At 32.6% G+C, this 19,232-nt stretch carries 17 protein-coding genes and 1 pseudogene; 10 read left to right on the top strand and 8 right to left on the bottom strand.

What is annotated here, in order from left to right:
* Entirely contained in the window at positions 1–750 is a 750-nt protein-coding gene (locus B2741_RS06130; RefSeq protein ID WP_291136362.1) for a tetratricopeptide repeat protein, read from the top strand.
* A 19-nt stretch (positions 751–769) separates the two neighbouring features.
* Here the strand turns inward: B2741_RS06130 and B2741_RS06125 are convergent, their stop codons facing one another.
* Positions 770–1,417: a DUF1287 domain-containing protein gene (locus B2741_RS06125; RefSeq protein WP_291136360.1), complete on the bottom strand. Its 648-nt coding sequence runs from the start codon at positions 1,415–1,417 to the stop codon at positions 770–772.
* Between the two features lie 149 nt (positions 1,418–1,566).
* Here B2741_RS06125 and radC point away from each other — a divergent pair, with 149 nt between their 5' ends.
* The 8 genes and pseudogenes from radC (at position 1,567) to B2741_RS06085 (ending at position 7,924) form a co-directional block, all read left to right on the top strand.
* Positions 1,567–2,250 carry a RadC family protein gene (radC, locus tag B2741_RS06120; protein ID WP_291136358.1) on the top strand — a complete coding sequence of 228 codons (684 nt, stop codon included), beginning with the start codon at positions 1,567–1,569 and terminating at the stop codon, positions 2,248–2,250.
* A gap of 38 nt (positions 2,251–2,288) precedes the next feature.
* Positions 2,289–2,693 (top strand): GxxExxY protein, encoded by a 405-nt coding sequence (locus tag B2741_RS06115; protein ID WP_291136356.1) that lies wholly within the window; start codon positions 2,289–2,291, stop codon positions 2,691–2,693.
* 243 nt (positions 2,694–2,936) lie between these two features.
* A pseudogene (locus tag B2741_RS06110) lies at positions 2,937–3,596 on the top strand (superoxide dismutase); the annotation flags it as partial.
* A gap of 464 nt (positions 3,597–4,060) precedes the next feature.
* Complete coding sequence (locus tag B2741_RS06105; protein WP_291136354.1) at positions 4,061–4,690, top strand: ABC transporter ATP-binding protein; 630 nt, start codon at positions 4,061–4,063, stop codon at positions 4,688–4,690.
* Positions 4,687–5,949, top strand: coding sequence for an ABC transporter permease (locus B2741_RS06100; protein WP_291136352.1), 1,263 nt, complete (start codon positions 4,687–4,689; stop codon positions 5,947–5,949). Before B2741_RS06105 ends, B2741_RS06100 begins: the two co-directional genes overlap by 4 nt.
* Complete coding sequence (locus B2741_RS06095; RefSeq protein ID WP_291136350.1) at positions 5,942–6,433, top strand: hypothetical protein; 492 nt, start codon at positions 5,942–5,944, stop codon at positions 6,431–6,433. The genes B2741_RS06100 and B2741_RS06095 overlap by 8 nt, the downstream gene beginning before the upstream one ends.
* 49 nt (positions 6,434–6,482) lie before the next feature.
* Entirely contained in the window at positions 6,483–7,175 is a 693-nt protein-coding gene (locus tag B2741_RS06090) for a YjjG family noncanonical pyrimidine nucleotidase (protein WP_291136349.1), read from the top strand.
* A gap of 2 nt (positions 7,176–7,177) precedes the next feature.
* Positions 7,178–7,924 (top strand): hypothetical protein, encoded by a 747-nt coding sequence (locus B2741_RS06085; protein WP_291136348.1) that lies wholly within the window; start codon positions 7,178–7,180, stop codon positions 7,922–7,924.
* Between the two features lie 7 nt (positions 7,925–7,931).
* Here B2741_RS06085 and B2741_RS06080 read toward each other — a convergent pair whose 3' ends face one another.
* On the bottom strand, positions 7,932–9,209 hold the full coding sequence (locus B2741_RS06080) for a replication-associated recombination protein A (protein WP_291136347.1): 1,278 nt from the start codon (positions 9,207–9,209) through the stop codon (positions 7,932–7,934).
* Between the two features lie 72 nt (positions 9,210–9,281).
* Here B2741_RS06080 and B2741_RS06075 point away from each other — a divergent pair, with 72 nt between their 5' ends.
* Positions 9,282–10,037 (top strand): rhomboid family intramembrane serine protease, encoded by a 756-nt coding sequence (locus B2741_RS06075; RefSeq protein ID WP_291136346.1) that lies wholly within the window; start codon positions 9,282–9,284, stop codon positions 10,035–10,037.
* A 92-nt stretch (positions 10,038–10,129) separates the two neighbouring features.
* On the opposite strand, the gene rlmB is transcribed toward B2741_RS06075, so the two are convergent.
* The 6 genes from rlmB to B2741_RS06045 all read right to left on the bottom strand — a co-directional run bounded on the left by rlmB (position 10,130) and on the right by B2741_RS06045 (position 19,082).
* Positions 10,130–10,864 (bottom strand): 23S rRNA (guanosine(2251)-2'-O)-methyltransferase RlmB, encoded by a 735-nt coding sequence (gene rlmB / locus B2741_RS06070; protein ID WP_291136344.1) that lies wholly within the window; start codon positions 10,862–10,864, stop codon positions 10,130–10,132.
* A gap of 71 nt (positions 10,865–10,935) precedes the next feature.
* A complete protein-coding gene (locus B2741_RS06065; RefSeq protein WP_291136342.1) occupies positions 10,936–11,904 on the bottom strand; it encodes a hypothetical protein in 969 nt (322 codons plus the stop codon).
* A gap of 12 nt (positions 11,905–11,916) precedes the next feature.
* A complete protein-coding gene (locus B2741_RS06060; RefSeq protein WP_291136340.1) occupies positions 11,917–12,774 on the bottom strand; it encodes a hypothetical protein in 858 nt (285 codons plus the stop codon).
* Positions 12,775–12,785: 11 nt separating this feature from the next.
* On the bottom strand, positions 12,786–14,273 hold the full coding sequence (locus B2741_RS06055) for a SusD/RagB family nutrient-binding outer membrane lipoprotein (RefSeq protein WP_291136338.1): 1,488 nt from the start codon (positions 14,271–14,273) through the stop codon (positions 12,786–12,788).
* Between the two features lie 8 nt (positions 14,274–14,281).
* Positions 14,282–17,326, bottom strand: coding sequence for a SusC/RagA family TonB-linked outer membrane protein (locus tag B2741_RS06050; protein ID WP_291136336.1), 3,045 nt, complete (start codon positions 17,324–17,326; stop codon positions 14,282–14,284).
* 94 nt (positions 17,327–17,420) lie between these two features.
* Complete coding sequence (locus B2741_RS06045; RefSeq protein WP_291136334.1) at positions 17,421–19,082, bottom strand: hypothetical protein; 1,662 nt, start codon at positions 19,080–19,082, stop codon at positions 17,421–17,423.
* Positions 19,083–19,232 lie beyond the last annotated feature (150 nt).

The following is a 19,232-nucleotide window of genomic DNA, read 5'->3' as shown; positions in this document are numbered from 1 at the left end:
TTGAGTTTTGCTCAATCAGATTATTTTAATGGTAATTATACTATTTGCCCAATTCCTGATGATAAAGAATCTCAGGATAATTATAAATTAGGATTAGATTGTATAAAAGCCAATCGTTATATTGGTGGTGCAAATCAATTATTTTTAGATTTAATAAAAAAGGATAGCACTTTTTGCGATGCATATTTTTTTGCAGGTTATACTTATCGTATTTCAAACATGGATAAAGCTGCATTAACTTATTATTATATAGCTGATAGTTTGAGTAATAATAAGTCAATAATTTATAAACAAAATTTAGCTTTTATGGCTTCTAAAATGGGGGCATTTAAACTTGCTAGAAAAAAATATAATGAAATGAAAGAGTTTTTTCCAGAAAATCCAGAAGGATATTATGGAATAGCTTCAACTTCAATATTTTTAGGCGATACAGAAGTAGGTTTGGAAAATTTAGATAATGCAATAACAAAGTATTTACAAAGAGGAATTCCAATTGGTGATGAAATTTACTTGGTACAAGGTATACTTTTAACAAGAAATGAAAAGTATTTTGAAAGTATTGAGACCTTTGAAAAATTAAGTGGGAAAATCACAAAAAATGACGATTATAGGGCGAATTATGCTCTAAGCTTAATAAAAAAAGGGAAAGCTAATAATGATGAGAAATTAATTAGTAAAGCAAAAAAAATATTTGATAAAATTGAGGATAAATCTAATCTTTCGGAAATAATTTTGTCAGAATTTAGATAAATAGTTTATGACCAAAACTTTATTTCCCATATCTAAAATGCCCCACAATTTTCCAACTCAACAAACAGTCTTCTAAAACTTGTCCACTTCCCACGTTATGTACAATCATTGGGTTTTCGTTGCTTGATTTTATGTGCGTTACAATACCAATATGAGGTAATTTATCATTAATCATCCAAGTAACTAAATCGCCTGTTTTGTAGTCTTTTGGATTTTGCGTAATAGGTAAAGTTTTTCCTTTCCGAGCAAAGAAAACCTCTAAATTAGGAACTCTTCTATGGTCGATGTTTTTATCTGTAGTTTTTAAACCCCATTTTTTTAAATTGGGATACAATGAAAAGTTGGCTTTCAAGTCTTCATGCACTTCTTTTTGCAAATCAATTCCTAGTTTTCGATAAGCACGAATCACAACATCGGTACAAACACCCGTTTTTGCAGGAACATCACCATTTGGATATTTTATCCCAACATAATCCGGCGTGTAAACCACTTCAGGATCAATTATTGAAATCGCTGCATTGGATAGTTTTTCATAGAAATCAGTTGGGTTTTCTATGAGTTGAGTTGTTGGTTTTGATTCAATCTGTTGCGTAACTTCAGTTTTAAGTGTTTCTTTTTTACAATTCAGAAATAAAAAAGACAATAAAATAATTCCAGTAAATTTCATGTGATAATTTTTTAAGAAAACGGAATTTCAGTTGAATTTAGTATTAATTATTCTAAAGTTTGTATAAATTCTTCCATCTTCCATCAATAATTTTGACATTTAGATTTTTTCAATTATTTTTGTTCTTATAAACGCCAAAATAAATACTCATGTACACGCCAATCAATCAATGGGCTGAAGACGATCGTCCACGTGAAAAATTTCTTCTTAAAGGTAAATCTACCTTATCTGATTCTGAATTACTTGCTATTTTAATTGGTTCCGGTTCTCGAAATGAGAGTGCCGTGCAATTGTGTCAACGCATTTTAGCATCTTCAGAAAATAATCTGAATACGTTAGGAAAAATGTCGGTTGGCCAACTTATGCAATTCAAAGGAATTGGTGAAGCCAAAGCTATTTCCATCGCTGCAGCATTAGAATTGGGAAGAAGACGCAGAGCCGAAGAAGCCGTCGAACTTAAAAAAATTACTTCCAGTAAAGCCGTTTTTGATATCATGCAACCCATTATTGGCGAATTGCCTCACGAAGAATTTTGGGTATTATATCTCAATAATTCCAATAAAGTTATCTACAAAGCCCAACTCTCAAAAGGCGGAATCACAGGAACAGTTGTAGATATTCGAATTATTTTCAAAATAGCATTCGAACAAAATGCAACGGGATTAATTCTCTCGCACAATCATCCCTCAGGAAAATTAATGGCAAGCGAAGCTGATTTAAAAATCACGAAACGAATCAAAGAAGCAGGGCAAACTTTAGAAATACAAGTTTTAGACCACATCATCATCACAGAAAATGGGTATTTGAGTTTTCAAGATGAAGGCATTTTTTGATTTTTTTTGAAACACATAGTCACATAGTTTTTTTTATTATGACAAAAAAGGAAATTGATAATTTGTCGTTTCAAATTATTGGAGCGGCAATTGAAGTGCATAAAAATTTGGGAGCAGGTTTGTTAGAATCGGTTTATCATGAATGTATGAAAGAAGAGTTACGATTAAGGAAAATAAATTTTCACACAGAGAAAATAGTGTCAATAATTTACAAAGGAAATCAGTTAGAAGCTAATTTAAGATGCGATTTGTATGTCGAAAATCTTATTGTAGTAGAATTAAAGTCTACTTTAGAAATGCATAAAGTTTGTGAATCTCAAATTCTAACTTATATGAATTTACTCAATGCTCCAAAAGGAATTTTGATAAATTTTAATTGTAAAAATATTTTCAAAGAAGGACAAAAAACATTCGTAAATGAAATCTACAGAAATTTACCATAAAGCTATGCTTATCTATTGTCAGAGTGAAACGACTTTTGCACGCTAACATAAACTTATGTGTCTATGTGTTTAAAAAAACAATCAAACACATAGTCATATAGTTCTTAATAAATTTTCCCTTAGCGAACTTTGCGAAAAATCTTAGCGCTCTTTGCGTTTAACCCCAACAATTATGGAAATTTTAAGAATTCTTAATTTTTTATCTAATCGATAAGCCGTAATTTTATCAAAAATTAATATACTATGAAAAATATAAAACTTCTAGTTGCAACACTTTTAGTAACGTTAACAGCATCGGCTCAGTTTACGCAAAAAGCATTACCGTATGCCTACAATGCATTAGAGCCTTTTGTTGATGCGCAAACAATGGAAATACATTATAGCAAACACCACGCGGCTTATGTTAAAAATTTAAATACAGCTTTAGCAGGAACTGCAGATGAAAAACTAAGCTTAAATGAAATTTTTGCAAAGATTTCTACTATGCCGGTAGCAGTTCGTAATAACGGTGGTGGACATTATAATCACGAGTTGTTTTGGTCGGTTTTAACACCTGAGAAAAACACTAAAATGTCGGCTGAATTAGAAAAAGCAGTCAATGAAACTTTTGGAAATTTTGATGTTTTGAAAGAAAAATTAAATGCAGCAGGAGCAAGTCGTTTTGGTTCAGGTTGGGCTTGGTTGGTTGTTACTAAAGAAGGAAAATTAGTAGTGAGTTCAACTCCAAATCAAGACAATCCATTAATGGATATTGCAGAAGTAAAAGGAACGCCAATCTTCGGAATCGATGTTTGGGAACATGCGTATTACTTAAAATACCAAAACAAAAGAGCCGATTATCTATCTGCTTTATGGAGTGTTGTAAATTGGATAGAAGTAAGCAAAAGATACAAAGCAGCAATGCCAAAACCAGATACATTTGGAGCTTGGCCAGAAATCAAAACCTTTCACAAAGTGATGTCGCAAACGTTCCATCCAAGTGAAGAAGGAAATTTGCAACCTATCAAAGAAAGAAGTGCTGAAATGGCTGAAAAAGCAAATGCTTTAAAGATGGCTAAAATTCCAGCGCAATTTAATAAAAAAGAAATTGTGGCTTCGGTTAATAAATTAGCTAAAGACAGTAAAGCGTTGGATAAATTAGTTAAATCAAAAGCGTCAGATGCAAAAATCACTAAAGCTTTAAATGGTTTGCACGACACTTTTCATACGATTGTGGGATTGTGTACTCATGATGAAGAATAGTATTTTAATTAAAATAGAAAAACCTTGTGCTTACTCTATGCGCAAGGTTTTTTATTAGAAAATATTTAAGAAATTTTTTAAACGAATTTGTTATCTTGCAACATTAAATTAATGCTGAAACACTAATGATAAGCACTAAAAACATACGATTTTCTTATAGTAAAGAGCAAGAATTTATCTTTCCTGATTTGTATTGCGAAGCTGGAAACACACTTTTAATTACAGGAGATTCAGGAAAAGGTAAAACGACCTACTTACACATTTTAGCAGGATTATTAAAGCCAGCTAAAGGCGAAATTGAAATAGATAAAACGGATGTCGTAGCACTTTCGGAAAAGGCAACTGATAAATTTCGTGGAAAGCACATTGGTGTGGTTTTTCAAAAATCACATTTCATTGGCGCTTTATCGGTTTTGGAAAATTTAGAAATGGCAAGTTGGTTGGCAACGGGTAAAAAACACACGAAAAGAGCAAAGAAATTATTAGAACAATTAGGTATCGAAAATCAAGCGTCTAAATTGCCTTCGCAGTTGAGTATTGGACAGCAACAACGTGTTTCAATTGCTCGTGCGTTAATGAATGAACCAAAAGTACTTTTGGCAGACGAACCAACATCAAGTTTAGATGATAAAAATGCGGAAAAAGTAATCGAATTGCTGACTTCTTTATCGAAAGAATATAAAGCGGCTTTGTTAATCGTTACGCATGATAACCGAATTAAAGAAAGATTCATTAATAAAATCACGTTAGTATGATAGCAAAATTAGCATGGAAAAATATATGGTTTAAGCCATTGAATACCATCTTGAGTGTTATTTTGCTAACCTCAAGTGTAGCGATTATTACTACTTTAGTTTTAGTCGAAAAACAATTTGAAGAAAAGTTTTCAAGCAATATTGACGGAGTTGATTTAGTAATGGGTGCGCAAGGAAGTCCGCTACAATTGATTTTGTCTTCGGTTTACCAAGTGGATTCTCCTACGGGAAATATTAGTTACGATTCGGCAAAAGTTTGGATGCAACATCCGTTTGTTCAAAAAGCGATTCCTTTAGCATTTGGTGATAATTATCGCGGTTATAAAATCTTAGGAACAACACCTGATTATTTAGAAAAATATGGTGCAAAGATTGCCGAAGGAAAACTATTTGAAAAGAATTTCGAAGTCGTAATCGGAAGTGATATTGCAAAAAAATTAAGCTTAAAAATTGGAGATGAGTTCTTCGGTTCGCATGGTGATGCAGCTGAAGGTGAAGTGCACGATCATTACGGATACAAAGTTGTCGGAATTGCAAAACCAACAGGAAAAGTAGTAGACAATTTGATTTTATGTACGATTCCAAGTGTTTGGCAAATGCACGGCGGACATGAAGAAACAGAAAATCCAGCACATGGCGAAGAAGGCCACGTTCATGTTGAAGGAGAAGAACATCATCATGAAGAAGCTGCCATGACTTTAGATGAACCAGGCATGGAAATAACAGCCGTTTTACTAAAATTCCGTAACAAAATGGGAATTGTAACTTGGCCAAGAATCATCGCGCAAAATACCAAAATGCAAGTGGCTTCACCAGCAATTGAAGTAAATCGTTTATTTTCTTTATTCGGAATTGGAATTTCAGCGTTACAATATTTGGCATACGGAATCATGTTGATTTCAGGAATTTCAATTTTCATCGCACTTTACAATACGTTGAAAGAACGCGAGAATGAATTTGCCTTAATGCGTGTTAACGGAGCCAAAAGATTACAACTTTTAAAAGTCGTGATGATTGAAAGTTTGCTTTTATGTGTTGTTGGATTTATTTTTGGTACGATTTTGGGAAGAGTAGGATTAAGTATGTTGTCTAACTCAGCCGAAGAAGATTTCAAAATGAGTTTCAATCCATATGAATTTATTTGGGAGAAAGAAGGAACATTATTTTTACTAACTATATTTGTGGGCTTTATTGCAGCATTAATTCCTGCCGTAAAAGCATACAATTTAAATATTTCAAAAACATTAGCAAATGCGTAATTATATTAAATTAAGTTTGGCTTTATTCGTTTTTATTTCGATGATGAGTTTTTCAGATAGCACAACTTCAACTGTAAAAGCCACTACTAAAACATCAGTAGCAGCAGATACCTTAACATGGAAACTATTGGGTGATATCAAATATGTTCGAAAAAAACATGCGACTTATGGCGAAGTAGAATTCCCACAAGTGAACATGAAATTGAAAATGATGCAAAAGAAAACCGTTTTCATGAGCGGATTCATTGTGCCAATTGACAACAAAAATTATGCGTTAAGTAAAAACGTATTTGCCGCTTGTTTCTTCTGTGGGAAGTCAGGACCAGAAACCATTGCAGGTATCAAATTTAAAGGTGGCGCTTTTCCAAAGTTAAAAACCGATACGTATGTAACTTTAAAAGGAACTTTTAGATACAACGAAACCGATGTCGAAGATTGGATTTACCATATCGAAGACGCCGTAATTATCTCTCAAAGTAAATAATTTAGAAGCCCATTGTTTGGGCTTTTTTTAATCATTCAAACACATAGCATTGCATTCATTCCAACATAAAAAACATCTCTTTTTCGATTTAGATCACACGCTTTGGGATTTCGATAAAAATTCTGGATTTGCGTTTGATACAATTTTTAAGCAGCAAGGTTTTGATATTGAATTATCGGATTTTTTAAATATTTACATTCCAAGAAATCAACATTATTGGAAATTGTACCAAGTAAATCAAATTTCGCATGACGATTTACGTTATTATCGTTTGAAAGACGTTTTTGATGCTTTAAAATTTGAAGTTTCAGATGAAATGATTCATCATTTATCTGATGAATACATCAAATATTTACCAGAATATAATCACTTGTTTGATGGCGCAATCGAGTTACTAGATTATCTAAAACCAAAATATCAATTGCATATTATAACAAATGGTTTTGCATCGGTTCAAACCAAAAAAATGAAAAATTCTAACATTGATCATTATTTTGAAACGATTACCAATTCAGAAATGGCAGGAGTTAAAAAACCACATAAAAACATATTTGATTTTGCCTTATCTTTGGCAAATGCTTCTAAAGAAGAAAGCCTAATGATTGGTGATAGTTACGAAGCCGATATCATTGGAGCACAAGAGGCTGGTATAGAAGCGGTGTTTTTCAATGAACAAAATGTAGAAGTTGATACTCCTGTTTTGCAAGTAAATCATTTATTAGAATTAAAAAATATATTATAGTTATGAGAAAAGTAGTTTTAATTATTGCATTGTTTTTAAGTTGTATTTCATTTGCTCAAGAAAGTTATAAATACATCATCATTCCATCTCAATTTTCTTTTTTTAACGAAGCTAATAAATATGGTCTGAGCGAGTTGACTAAATCCTTTTTTCAAAGTGAAGGTTATGAAGTGTATTATGATAATGAAAAACTCCCAGATGATTTAATGAAAAATAGATGTTTGGCTTTGTTTGCAAATGCGTTTGAAAGCAATACAATGTTTATGACTAAAGTACATTTTGAACTTAAAGATTGTACAACTAATACTTTGTTAAAGAGTCAATTAGCAACAAGTAGAGAAAAAGAATATAAAATAGCTTATACGCAAACTTTTAGACAAGCATTAACTTCACTTAAAGGAAAATTAAATTTTAAAAACACCCAATTTAGTAATGATGTTATAACTTCGACTCCAGTTGAAATAAAATCAACCCCAGAAATTGATTCTGATGAAGTGGTAGAGGAGGAGATTGATGAAATTTTACCAAATACTAATCAGCTTTTTGCAATTCCAACAGAAACAGGATACAAGTTAGTTAATTCAAAACCTGAAACGATTATGGTTTTGTTCAATACTTCTTCTTTAAGTATATATATTGCTAAAAAAGAAAATATTCAAGGTGTTTTTATTAAGAATATTTATGGTTGGTTTTTTGAATATTATCAAAATAATAAATTGGTTTCAGAAAAAGTAGAAGTAAAATTCTAATTCTGAATCAATACCCATACTTATCTTTCCAACGGTTTTTTAAAAACTGACGCAATTCTTTTTCACGAGCATTTTCGCCTGGTTCAAAGAATTTGGTTTCTGAAATTTCTGTGGGTAAAAATTCTTGTTCGGCAAAGTTGTTAGGAAAATCATGTGAGTATTTGTATTCTTCTCCGTAACCCAATTCCTTCATTAGTTTGGTTGGAGCATTTCGTAAATGAATTGGAATAGGTAAATCACCAGTTTGTTTTACTATTTGTTGTGCTTTTCCAATAGCCATATAACTTGCATTACTTTTTGCAGATGTCGCCAAATAAATTGCACATTGACTCAAAATAATGCGACTTTCGGGATAACCAATAGTTGCCACAGCTTGAAAAGCATTATTTGCCATGATAAACGCCGTAGGATTTGCATTTCCAATGTCCTCGCTGGCTAAAATCAGCATTCTTCGGGCGATAAATTTCACATCCTCGCCACCTTCAATCATTCGAGCTAACCAATAAACAGCACCATTTGGGTCGCTTCCACGAATTGATTTAATGAAAGCGGAAACAATATCGTAGTGTTGTTCACCTGTTTTGTCATACAATACAGTGTTTTTTTGCACCAATTGCATTACTTTTTCATTCGTAATTTCAATGAAATCGTTTTCTGTAGCATTAATTACCAATTCGAAAATATTCAATAATTTTCGCCCATCACCCCCTGAAAGTCTTAACAATGCTTCGGTTTCTTTTAATTGGATGTTTTTATTTTGTAGCTGAACATCAGTTTTCATCGCGCGATGTAACAGCGCTTCCAAATCTTCTTTAGTAAACGCATTCAATACATATACCTGACATCTTGACAATAGAGCGGGAATGACCTCAAAACTAGGATTTTCAGTTGTTGCGCCAATCAAAGTTACCCAACCTTTTTCAACAGCAGCCAATAATGAATCTTGTTGAGATTTACTAAAACGATGAATCTCATCAATAAATAAAATCGGATTTTTTGCTGTGAATAAACCGCTGCTTTGTTTCGCTTTTTCAATAACTTCACGTATGTCTTTCACACCTGAATGTATGGCACTCAGTTGGTAAAACGGACGTTTGCTTTCTTGTGCCATAATTTGCGCCAAGGTAGTTTTTCCAGTTCCTGGTGGTCCCCATAAGATCAAACTCGGAATTAATCCTTTGGCAATTTGTTGTGTTAACGAACCTTCAGGTCCAACTAAATGCAATTGGCTGATGTAATCCGATAATTGTTGTGGGCGAATGCGTTCGGCTAATGGTTGATTCATGATGTAAAATTACAATTTTATGACAAATGTGCATAGAAATATTTTTGGCTTTATCTTTGAGCTCGATTCAGTATGGAAAAACATCACGATAATCCTTTTCAGTTTACAAAAGCGGTCATTTATTTGCCGTTGTTTTTTGTGTTGACTTTATGGTCGGTTTTTTGGTATGAATTGCATTTTAATCATAGTTTGTCGCATTTTGGTGTTTATCCAAGGGAAGTTTTCGGTTTAAAAGGAATTCTTTTTAGCCCTTTTTTGCATGGCGATATCGAGCATTTGGCGAATAATTCAGTTGCGTTATTGGTCTTGTTGCCTATTTTGAGATATTTCTACAAAGAACAATCGTTTTTGGTTTTATTTTTAGGAATTCTATTTTCAGGATTAGGAACTTGGTTGTTAGGTAGGCCAAGTTATCACATTGGAGCCAGTGGATTAATCTATGCTTTGGTTAGTTTTATTTTCTTCAAAGGTATTTTTACCAGATATTATCGATTAGTAGCTTTGTCATTCACCATAGTAATCTTATACGGCGGAAGCGTTTGGTATATGTTCCCAAATGTAAAAGAAGGAGTTTCGTGGGAAGGACATTTAGCTGGATTTCTCGTTGGATTGGCTTTAGCATTGGTTTTGAAAACGCCACAATTTGGAAAAACAATATTTTATGAATGGCAAAAACCCGATTTCAATCCAGAACTTGACCCATTTATGAAAAACTTCGATGAAAAAGGAAATTTCAATCCGCCACCAAAACCTGAAGAAGTGATTCGGGAATACTTCAATTCTTCTATGAAAGTGGTGTATGAGTTTTTGGGTGGGAAGAAGGAGTAGTGATTGGTGATTGAAGAATAGTGATTTTTGATTTTAGAGCTTTGAAGAAGTCCTTCATAATTCTAAAATCGAAAATCAACATTCATAAATTTTTACATTCTCTGTCTCAAAGCCTCATACAAAAAAGCACCACAAGCCACCGAAACATTCAATGATTCGATAGTTCCAAACATCGGTAATTTTGCTTTTTCATCTACAATTTTTAAAACAGAAGGATTAACGCCTCTGTCTTCGCTACCCATAATAATTGCAACACCTTCGTTGAAGTTGATGTCATAAATGTGTTGCTCTGTTTTTTCAGTTGCCGCAACGGTTTTAATTCCGCTTCCTTGCAAATAGAAAATGGCATCTTTAATGTGATCTACTTTACAAATTGGCACATTAAAAACCGCACCAGCCGAAGTTTTAACTGTATCTCCATTCACAGGAGCCGAACCTTGTTTTTGGATAATGATTCCGTCAACACCAGTACATTCTGCAGTTCTGATGATAGCACCAAAGTTACGTGCATCAGATAATTGGTCTAAAATTAGGAATAAAGGTTTTTTACCAGTTTCAATAACACCTTCCACTAAAGTTTCTAATGAAACAAAAGAAATAGGAGCAATGGTTGCCACCGCACCTTGGTGATTATTTGGAGTTAATCGGTTTAGTTTTTCAACAGGAACATATGAAAAGTTGATGTTGTTTCTTTTCATTGTTTTCATCAAATCCTGCATCAAGTCGCCTTGCGCATCTTTTTGAACGAATACTTTATCAATTTCTTTTTTAGCGTTAATTGCTTCAATTATTGCTCTAATTCCGAATATTTGGTTGTCTTTTTCCATGTGGCAAAGGTATAAAAAAACCACTTCAATTGAAGTGGTTTTGGATTTATGTTTTTAAAACTCTTTAGAGTTTACTTTTTTAAATTAATTCTGTTACCTGCTCTTTTCGCTTTTCTTCCTTGAAAAACAATTTGACTGTTAGGATTAGTAATTGTAAAAGTATGACCAACTTTTGTAATTTCAAATGTGATGATTGCATTTGAATTACCGTCGTCTAATCCTCCTTGATCCATTGGGAAGTAAGAAGATACATCTTCAATTTCTAATAATGGAATTCCGGGTTTGTTAAAAGTAACCGAAGCAGGTATGTCAATAGGTTGATTATAACCTGAAGTTGTCCAAAGACTAACATCTAAATAATAAGTTCCGTCAGGCATTGAAGTACTTAGTGTTAATTGTTCTGGACAATTGTTGTAGCTAAAATCAATATAATCAAAATTGCTGTCTAATAACTCTAAGTCCATGTCTAAGTCACAGTTGTCAACCATTGTTCCACCATCGTCAAAAGTACCTGACCAGTTTAAATCAATAACCAAATCGCTTGAGTTTTCAATGTTGATATCAAAAACTAAATCACCTACAGTTCCTAATAATGTTCTATTAGAAATTACTTTAAGTTTAAGGTTTTCTGTGCTTTCAATATCTAAATCTTTAAGCAAAGAAATGTCAACACTGTAAGATGTAGTGTAAGCAGGGATTTCAAAAATATACCCGACAGGTCCACCATTTTCTTCAATTGCAACACAGTCAGGATCGTTACTACGACAACCTGGAATTGAATAGTCTTCAAGGTCAGTTGCTGTACTTTCATCTAACATAACCAATCGGTATTGTATAGGTTTGTTAATCGCTTTATCTAAAGTGAAGTCTAAAGTTACTACATCACCTTCTTTAGCTGTGAAAGTTGTAGTACTTGATGTTAAGACAGGCTTTATTTTACTGCCTAAATCAACATCGTCGTCGTTACAAGAAGTAATTATTACAAGTGACGAAAAAAGCGCCGTTGTAAATAAGAATCGTAATATATTTATTTTTTTCATAATGAATCGATGTTAAAGTTTAGTATATACTGCTGTAAAAGTTCTTCGTGCTGTACCGCTACTAAAACCTCTAATTGAATAATACATGGTTATAGATTCTACTTCTCCAGTAACTACATCAAGCGTTACAAAGCCTGAATCGCTATCACCTTCAACAAGATTTGTATAATAATCACCAAGATTTTGTTCTTCAATTTTGATAGATTGACAAACATCATTAAATACAAAACCATCTCTAGGCGCACCGTCAGAAGTTAAATCTCCATTTCCATACGGACCAGTTGAAGAAGTTACATATTGACCAATGCCAATTTCTGTAATTTCTTCATTTGGGAAATTATAAGTGGTATTGTTGTCAGTTCTTGTAACAACAAGGCTGTATGTTCCAGCTAGGTTAGATTCACATTTAGCAATTGTAATAGTAATTTGCTTTTTATCATCAGCAATAACCGCTGCGTCTGAATTTGTTCCATCTAAATTAATTACAATTGTTTTTGGAGTATTTCCAGGAAGTACAGAAGGATCTACTGTAATTGGAATTTGTGTAAAATCAGAACCTGCTTCTAATATTGTAGATGTTCCAGAAATGGTATAATCCGTTCCTTGAATTGCAGTACTGCTTGGATCAATTGAAAATGAAATAACAATATCTTCATTTGAAGGAGTTCCATTACTACCTCCAATAAGGTTAATCTTTTCGTTGATTAAGTAAGGATCAGTATCTGCTCCAGTAAAAATGAACGAATTGAAACTTCTGCTGAATCCTACAACTCTATCGCCATTTCCTGTGTTTTCTTCATCGTCTTTAACACACGACGTTATCATTAAAAGAGCGAAGAACGCTAATGATAAAATTTTAATTTTTTTCATATTTCTTTTTTTTATTCGTTCCAAAATATTTTACTGGTAAATGCTTGTGCTTCTGTTTGTTGAGGAACATTTGCCGTGTTTCCTGCGATTTCAGAACTTGGATACAGAAGACGTATTGGTCTTGAACTTCCTGGAGCTACTGTAGATAAAGGCACGTGAGATGGGAATCCAGTTCTTGTGTTTTCAATCCAAGTTTCGGCACCATTAATTCCGTTTAAAGCTATCCATTTTTGGTTGATAATTGCTTCAATTTCGTTTCCTGCTGAACTATCCCAGTTTACAAGTGAAATAGATTGACTGTAGTAGGTAATGGCATCACCTTCTGTTAAACCTAAGATTTTGTATGATTCTTTAATGCCGCTTTCATATAAATCTTTAGCTGAACCAGTCAAATATCCTCTTTGCACAGCTTCAGCTTGTAATAAGAAGCTTTCAGCTGCAGTAAATATAATTCCGTCTTGAGCAGAGTTAATTAATAAACCTGGGCCAACATGAGAAACAGGGTAGTTTGTAGAAGGTTCTAAAATGTCGCCTTGTTGATGACCAGCATATGACCCGTTTGATGCTGCTGCATAAATACGATTTCTTCTGGTATCGTTTGTATTAGTCAAATATTCGATAGTGTATTTTGTGGCAGCAGTAGAGCTATAGTTATTTACAAAAGCATCATTTACGTTTAAGAATAAAGCTGCAAAACCATTTTGTTGATTAGTAGCCGCTGCAAAACCTGGATTAATTGTTATATTATCATTAGCGCCTAAAAATTCAGCACCATTTGCTTCCATTTCGTCAATTTTATCTTGAACATAAGTTCCAGATGCTGATCTTCCAGATTCTCTTAGAAGGATTCTTAGTTTTAATGTGTTAGCAAATTTTTTCCAAGTTTCCATGTCACCACCTAACATAACATCATTACCGCCTGGGTTTAAGCTTCCTGCAGGAGCATTGTCGATTAATGCGATTGCTTCGTCTAATTGAACAATTAAATTACGATAAATTGATAAATCATCATCATAAGCTGGAGTTAAATTAGCTGCTCTTTTATGAGCTTCTGTGTATGGTATGTCTCCATACAAATCTACTAAGTATTGAAAATAATACGATTTCATAATTTTAGCTATTGCTTTATAATTATCGTATTCTGTTCCTTCTGCATTCTGAATAAATGTATAATTAGAAGTTCTAAGTTGTAAATTTTCAAAAATACTAGAATAAAAATCAGAAGTTACATTGTAATTGTGTTCATTAAAATAATAACTTGAGTTAGAAGCTCCAACATCTCTTGTCCAATTGTTCATCATAAGATTACCTAATTGGTTCATGTCTCTTGCTAATGTATTGTAAGTGTATACTTGAGTAGCTGCAAGAACAATTGCAGGATCTATATTTTCAGATGTTGGATCGTTTGGACTATCATTTACATCTAAAAAATCATCGCACGAATTCAGACTAGTAAGTACTACTAATCCAAAAGCTATATGTTTAAAAATATTTTTCATAGTATTTCTTAAAAGGTTAGATTAAAATTAATTCCGTAGGTTCTTGTTGGTGGGGCTTGATTTCCAGTACTAAGACCTACATTGTTTCCTGTAGTGAATGAAAATTCAGGGTCAGTATAATTTCTGTTTTCTTTTGGTAAAATCATGAAAACATTTCTAGCGTTAATACCTACAGAGAAGCTACTAATTCCAATTCTGCTTAACAAATCTTTAGAGAAAGTATATGATAAAGCAATTTCTCTACATTTGAATGCAGTTGCATCTAATACAAAGTTTTCATCTATTTCTCTGTAAATTCCAGTATAGTAATCTTGTCCTCCAGATGTGGTAACTGAATTGTTCTGTGCATAAACTCCTGGTGAAGTTTCAATTACAGAGTTAGGAAAAATAAACGGTTGTCTTCCGTTTTGAGCTGTAGCAATATCAGTTCCGTTTTGAATTAAACCATCTTTAATCCCTGCATAAAATACGTGTCCTGTTCTGTAATCAAATACTCCAGAAAGTTTGAAGTTTTTGTAAGTTAATGAACTTGATAAACCTAAAATATAGTCAGGAGTTGTTTTTCCTAATTTTACATTGTTGGCTTTTAATGGGTCTCCCGAAGAAGCGTCAATTATAACGTTTCCGTTTTCATCTCTTTGGTAGCCTGTTCCTACAATCATTGGAAATTGTTCTCCTGCAATTGCCGCAATACCAGCTGTTCCTAAATAATCACCAACAGCTGCTTGAACGGAAATTTCAGTTACCTTGTCTATAGTTGTTTTTGGGGCACTATAACCAAAACGAATATCCCAAGTTAAATTATCATTTTTAATTGGAGTTAATCCTAAATCCAATTCAAGACCAGTAGATGTGGTTTCTCCTACGTTAATAGTCGCTTCGTTAGCTCCTGAAGCGAATGAAGGAGAAGTTTGAAGAATCTGATCTGTGTTTTTTGATGTGTAGTAGCTCACATCAAAAGTTATTCTTCGTCTATAAAATTCTAAGTTTAGGTTAATTTCTTTAGAAATATTATCTTCTGGTTTTAAATTAAAATCAGTAAGTGAAGGATCTTGAACAAATGAGTTAATTATACTGTAAGGAAAACCTGCTGTATCTCCACTTAAAAAACGATCGTTAATATCGTAAGGGTCTATAATTGCATTTCCTACTTTTACAATACTTGCAGATACTTTAGCGTATGTTAAGATGTCTCCGCCAAAATTATCAAATGCTTTTGTTGGAATAAAAGAAACCCCTGCACTTGGATAGAAGAAAGAATTATTATTTTTGTTTAAAACTGAAGTCCAATCATTTCTTGCTGTTAAATTAAGAAATAAATAATCTTTATAACCTAAATCAACATTTGCAAAAAAGGCATAACCTCTTTGTTGTGATTTAAAATCTTCTGGTATTGTGTTTCCTGTAATATTTGTAATGTTGTATAATCCAGGAACTACTAAACGATTTCCTTTAATAGAGGATCTATTTGACTCGATATTAGTAATGTTATTACCAATGTTAGCTTTGAATGAAATATCATTCGTAAGCATGTAATTAAAATTCAATAAGAAATCAGAGTAAATTCTTCTAGAATTACTATTGTTAACTTCATAAGAAGAAACATAGTCAGAAGGAGTGTCCCAATAAACTACTTGGGCTTCATAGCCATTAAAAAATTCATAACCATTAAAAGAAGTTGTTCTAAAACTTGCTCTATATGTTGCGTCGATATTTTTGTTTATTTTGTAGCCAATTTCTCCAACACCTTCTATAGTTTGTCCTTTAGAGTCAATTCTTTCGTTTTTAAGTCTCCAATATGGATTTAATTCCCAATAGGTCCAGTGAGTTGCATTGTCTGGATTAGAAAATGCTTCGACAGGGACATTCACAGGAACTTGAGTTAAAGAGTTATAAACTGAACCTTCTACACCTCCAGCTGTATTTTGGTGACTTGTTGTATAGCGAACATTTCCATTTAAACTCCATTTATCGTTTGATTTACCAGCTCCAAAGTAAAAGTTGTTCTTTTTAAATGAGTCTGTTGGAATAATACCACTTGTTTCTTGATTTCCAATAGAAAGATTTACATAGCCATTTTCATCACCCGATGAAATAGCAATGGAATTTAACATGGTGGTTCCAGTATTAAAAAATGGTTTGTAGTTGTCTTTAATAAAAGAGTAAGGCATTAAAGTTTGTTCCAAACCAGTTGGTTGAAGTGAGCCGTCTAGTTCAGCTCCCCAACTTGTGTTTTCTGTAAAATCTTGAGCACCTTGATAACCTTGACCAAATCTGTTTTGAAGTTTAGGTAACATTGAAACTTCTTCAAAAGTAACAGATGAGTTTAAAGCGATGTTAAATTTGTTTTGTTCTTTATTTCCTTTTTTAGTAGTAACGATAATTACACCATTTGATCCTTGTGACCCATATAAAGCAGCTCCATTTGAACCTTTAATAACGTTTATGGATTCAATGATTTCTGGGTTTAATTCAGAGAATGCACCTGATGTAGATATAACTCCATTAATTACAATTAAAGCTTCATTGTTTCCTGTAATAGACCGGAAACCACGTAATTGAATTCTAGTGCTAGGGTTAACTCCATTGTTAATAGTGTTGATTTGTAAACCAGATACTTTTCCAACTAATCCAACAGCTGCATTAGTTGCTTTCGCCTGGTTTAGTTCATCTGTTTTTATAACTTGAGACGCTGTTGTAATTTCGTCTGGTTTTCTTTTAATACCTAAAGCTGTAACCACAACAGATTCAAGTTCGGTTACATCTTCTTTCATTGTTATGTTGATTTTTGAAGATGATACAACAACTTCTTGAGGTAACATTCCAATGAAAGAATAAACAAGAATCGCTCCTTCGTTTACTTTGATTTCATAATTTCCATCAAAATCAGATTGGGTTCCATTTTTTGTTCCTTTTTCAAGAATAGTCACACCCGCTAAAGGTATACCTCCTTCGTCAATAATTGTTCCAGACACAGGCTTTGCTTGAGCAAAAAATTGCTGACTTAGCAGTAGTGCCAAAAAGGTTAGTAGTAAGTTAATTTTTGATTTCATATTGGTTGATTTGAATTTATAATTCAAAATTGTGAATTATTTCATGACAAACCTAATATAATATTAACTTTTTTATAACATTTTTTGTATTAAATTAAAAATTTGTCTTAAAACTTATGTGAATAATTGAGTTAGAAAGTTTTATCGCTTGGCTGCTTGTGCTTCCGTTAGCGTAAACTAAATTGAATAAGCCATTTTTGGTAAACAACCCAAATCCAAAACCTAGGCCCAAAAGTTTATCATCAATTGCTGCTGTTCTGTCTTGGAAATAGCCATAATCGGTTATGGAGTGTATGTATAAATTTGGAGCAGCCAAATAACGGTATTCTGCCATAATTCCGCTAAAAACATTTGCTTGTAAACTATTTTCGTTAAAACCTCTAATCGAGTTTATGCCGCCAAAGCGAAACAACTCGTTAATTACATAATCATCACTTTGTAAATAAAAAGTCTGATTTCTTAAATAAATGCTGTTTTTTGGATTCAAATTAAAGTTGTAATTCAAATCCAATTGGGTGAAAAACTGATTTGTTTTTTGAGATGAAATGGTTCGATTACCTGTTCCTGCTTTTATGAAGATTCTTGCTTTTTCAGGAAAAATGAAATTTTCGTTATCAAAATCGGTATATTCAAAACTCGAAGTCAAAAATGTATTCGTGAAATCATTCAAACTAAATGAATTTGTATTTTGAATATCTACTGAAGTGGTTTTTTGATAACCAATATAAGCTTTGGTGTTGTACGAAAAATAATAACCCAAATTCAAATCGGTAATCGTGTTTTGAAATGTAGAATCTTGTTTAAAAATTCTCAAATTTGCTTTAATTCCAATTGGAGTTTTAAAAATATAAGGTAATTCGGTTCCTAAATTAAAAGAGGTTTGTTTGTTGCCATCGTTTTTCCAATACAAATTGAATTTTTCGCCCGAATTCAAAATGTTCTGCAATTGCAAATCTAAATATCCGTTAAAAGTCAATTTACTTTGATCATCGTTTGAAAACCCTATAAAGCCATCAAATTTATTGGGTTTCGATTTTTCTAAATACACAAAAATCTTAGTGGAATCAGTTGTAAATAAAATCTCAGGATATTTCAATTGACTCACAAATTGTAGTTTGTCAAACTCATTATTAATCTGCTTTAAATTATCCTGATTAAAAGTCGTTTTTTTTGCTTTTTTCGTAATTGCTTTTTTAATTCCTGTTGGAAATTTATCGTAACCTACGATTACAATATCAGTAATATTTCTTTTCGAATTGAGTTTCAGTTGCAATTCAGAAAATAAATTGTTGTCAACTTTTCGCTGATTAGTCAATTGCAAATTCGCTAGAGAATATCCTTTCTTTTCTAACAAAGCAATTTTACTTTTCATAAAATTCTCAACTTCATTCGTAGCAATAATCAAAGAATCATTTTCTAGTTGCAAGAGCGATTTTTCCTCGGCAGAAAGTTTACCTATATATATGGTGTTGTTTTTTATCGAATTCCCTAAACTGTATTTAAAAACAAAACTACTATCATTTACTTTTTTTTGTTCCAACAGTAGCCAATCAAAAAAACCTTGATTCGTTAACTTGCTTTCAAAACGTTTTTGTTCTTCCAAAAGTAAAGCAACCGAACTATGTTTAGATTCGTATTGTAAACTATCAATGGTTTTGTTTTCTTTTTCCGAAGTTCCTTTTATGTTTAAATAGAAGTTTTGTCCCAATGAAAATTGGAAGCAAAAAAACAGAATAAAACCAAAAAGTAATTTCATAGCAGTAAAGAAACGAAAAAAAGTAAAATAAATTTTATTTGCAGTAGCGAATGGCTTGCGAATTTTTGGTTTCCATATTCCCGCTGTCCGCACTACATGGTAGTTTGCTCCCATCGGGGCTAGCTTGAATTTGTCTTTCTTTTTTGTAAC

Origin of the sequence: Flavobacterium sp. UBA7663 (genome assembly GCF_002483315.1) — a bacterium.
GTDB lineage: Bacteria > Bacteroidota > Bacteroidia > Flavobacteriales > Flavobacteriaceae > Flavobacterium.
The sequence above is the reverse complement of the archived record's forward strand: the minus strand, read 5'-3'. Positions and strand labels throughout refer to the sequence as shown.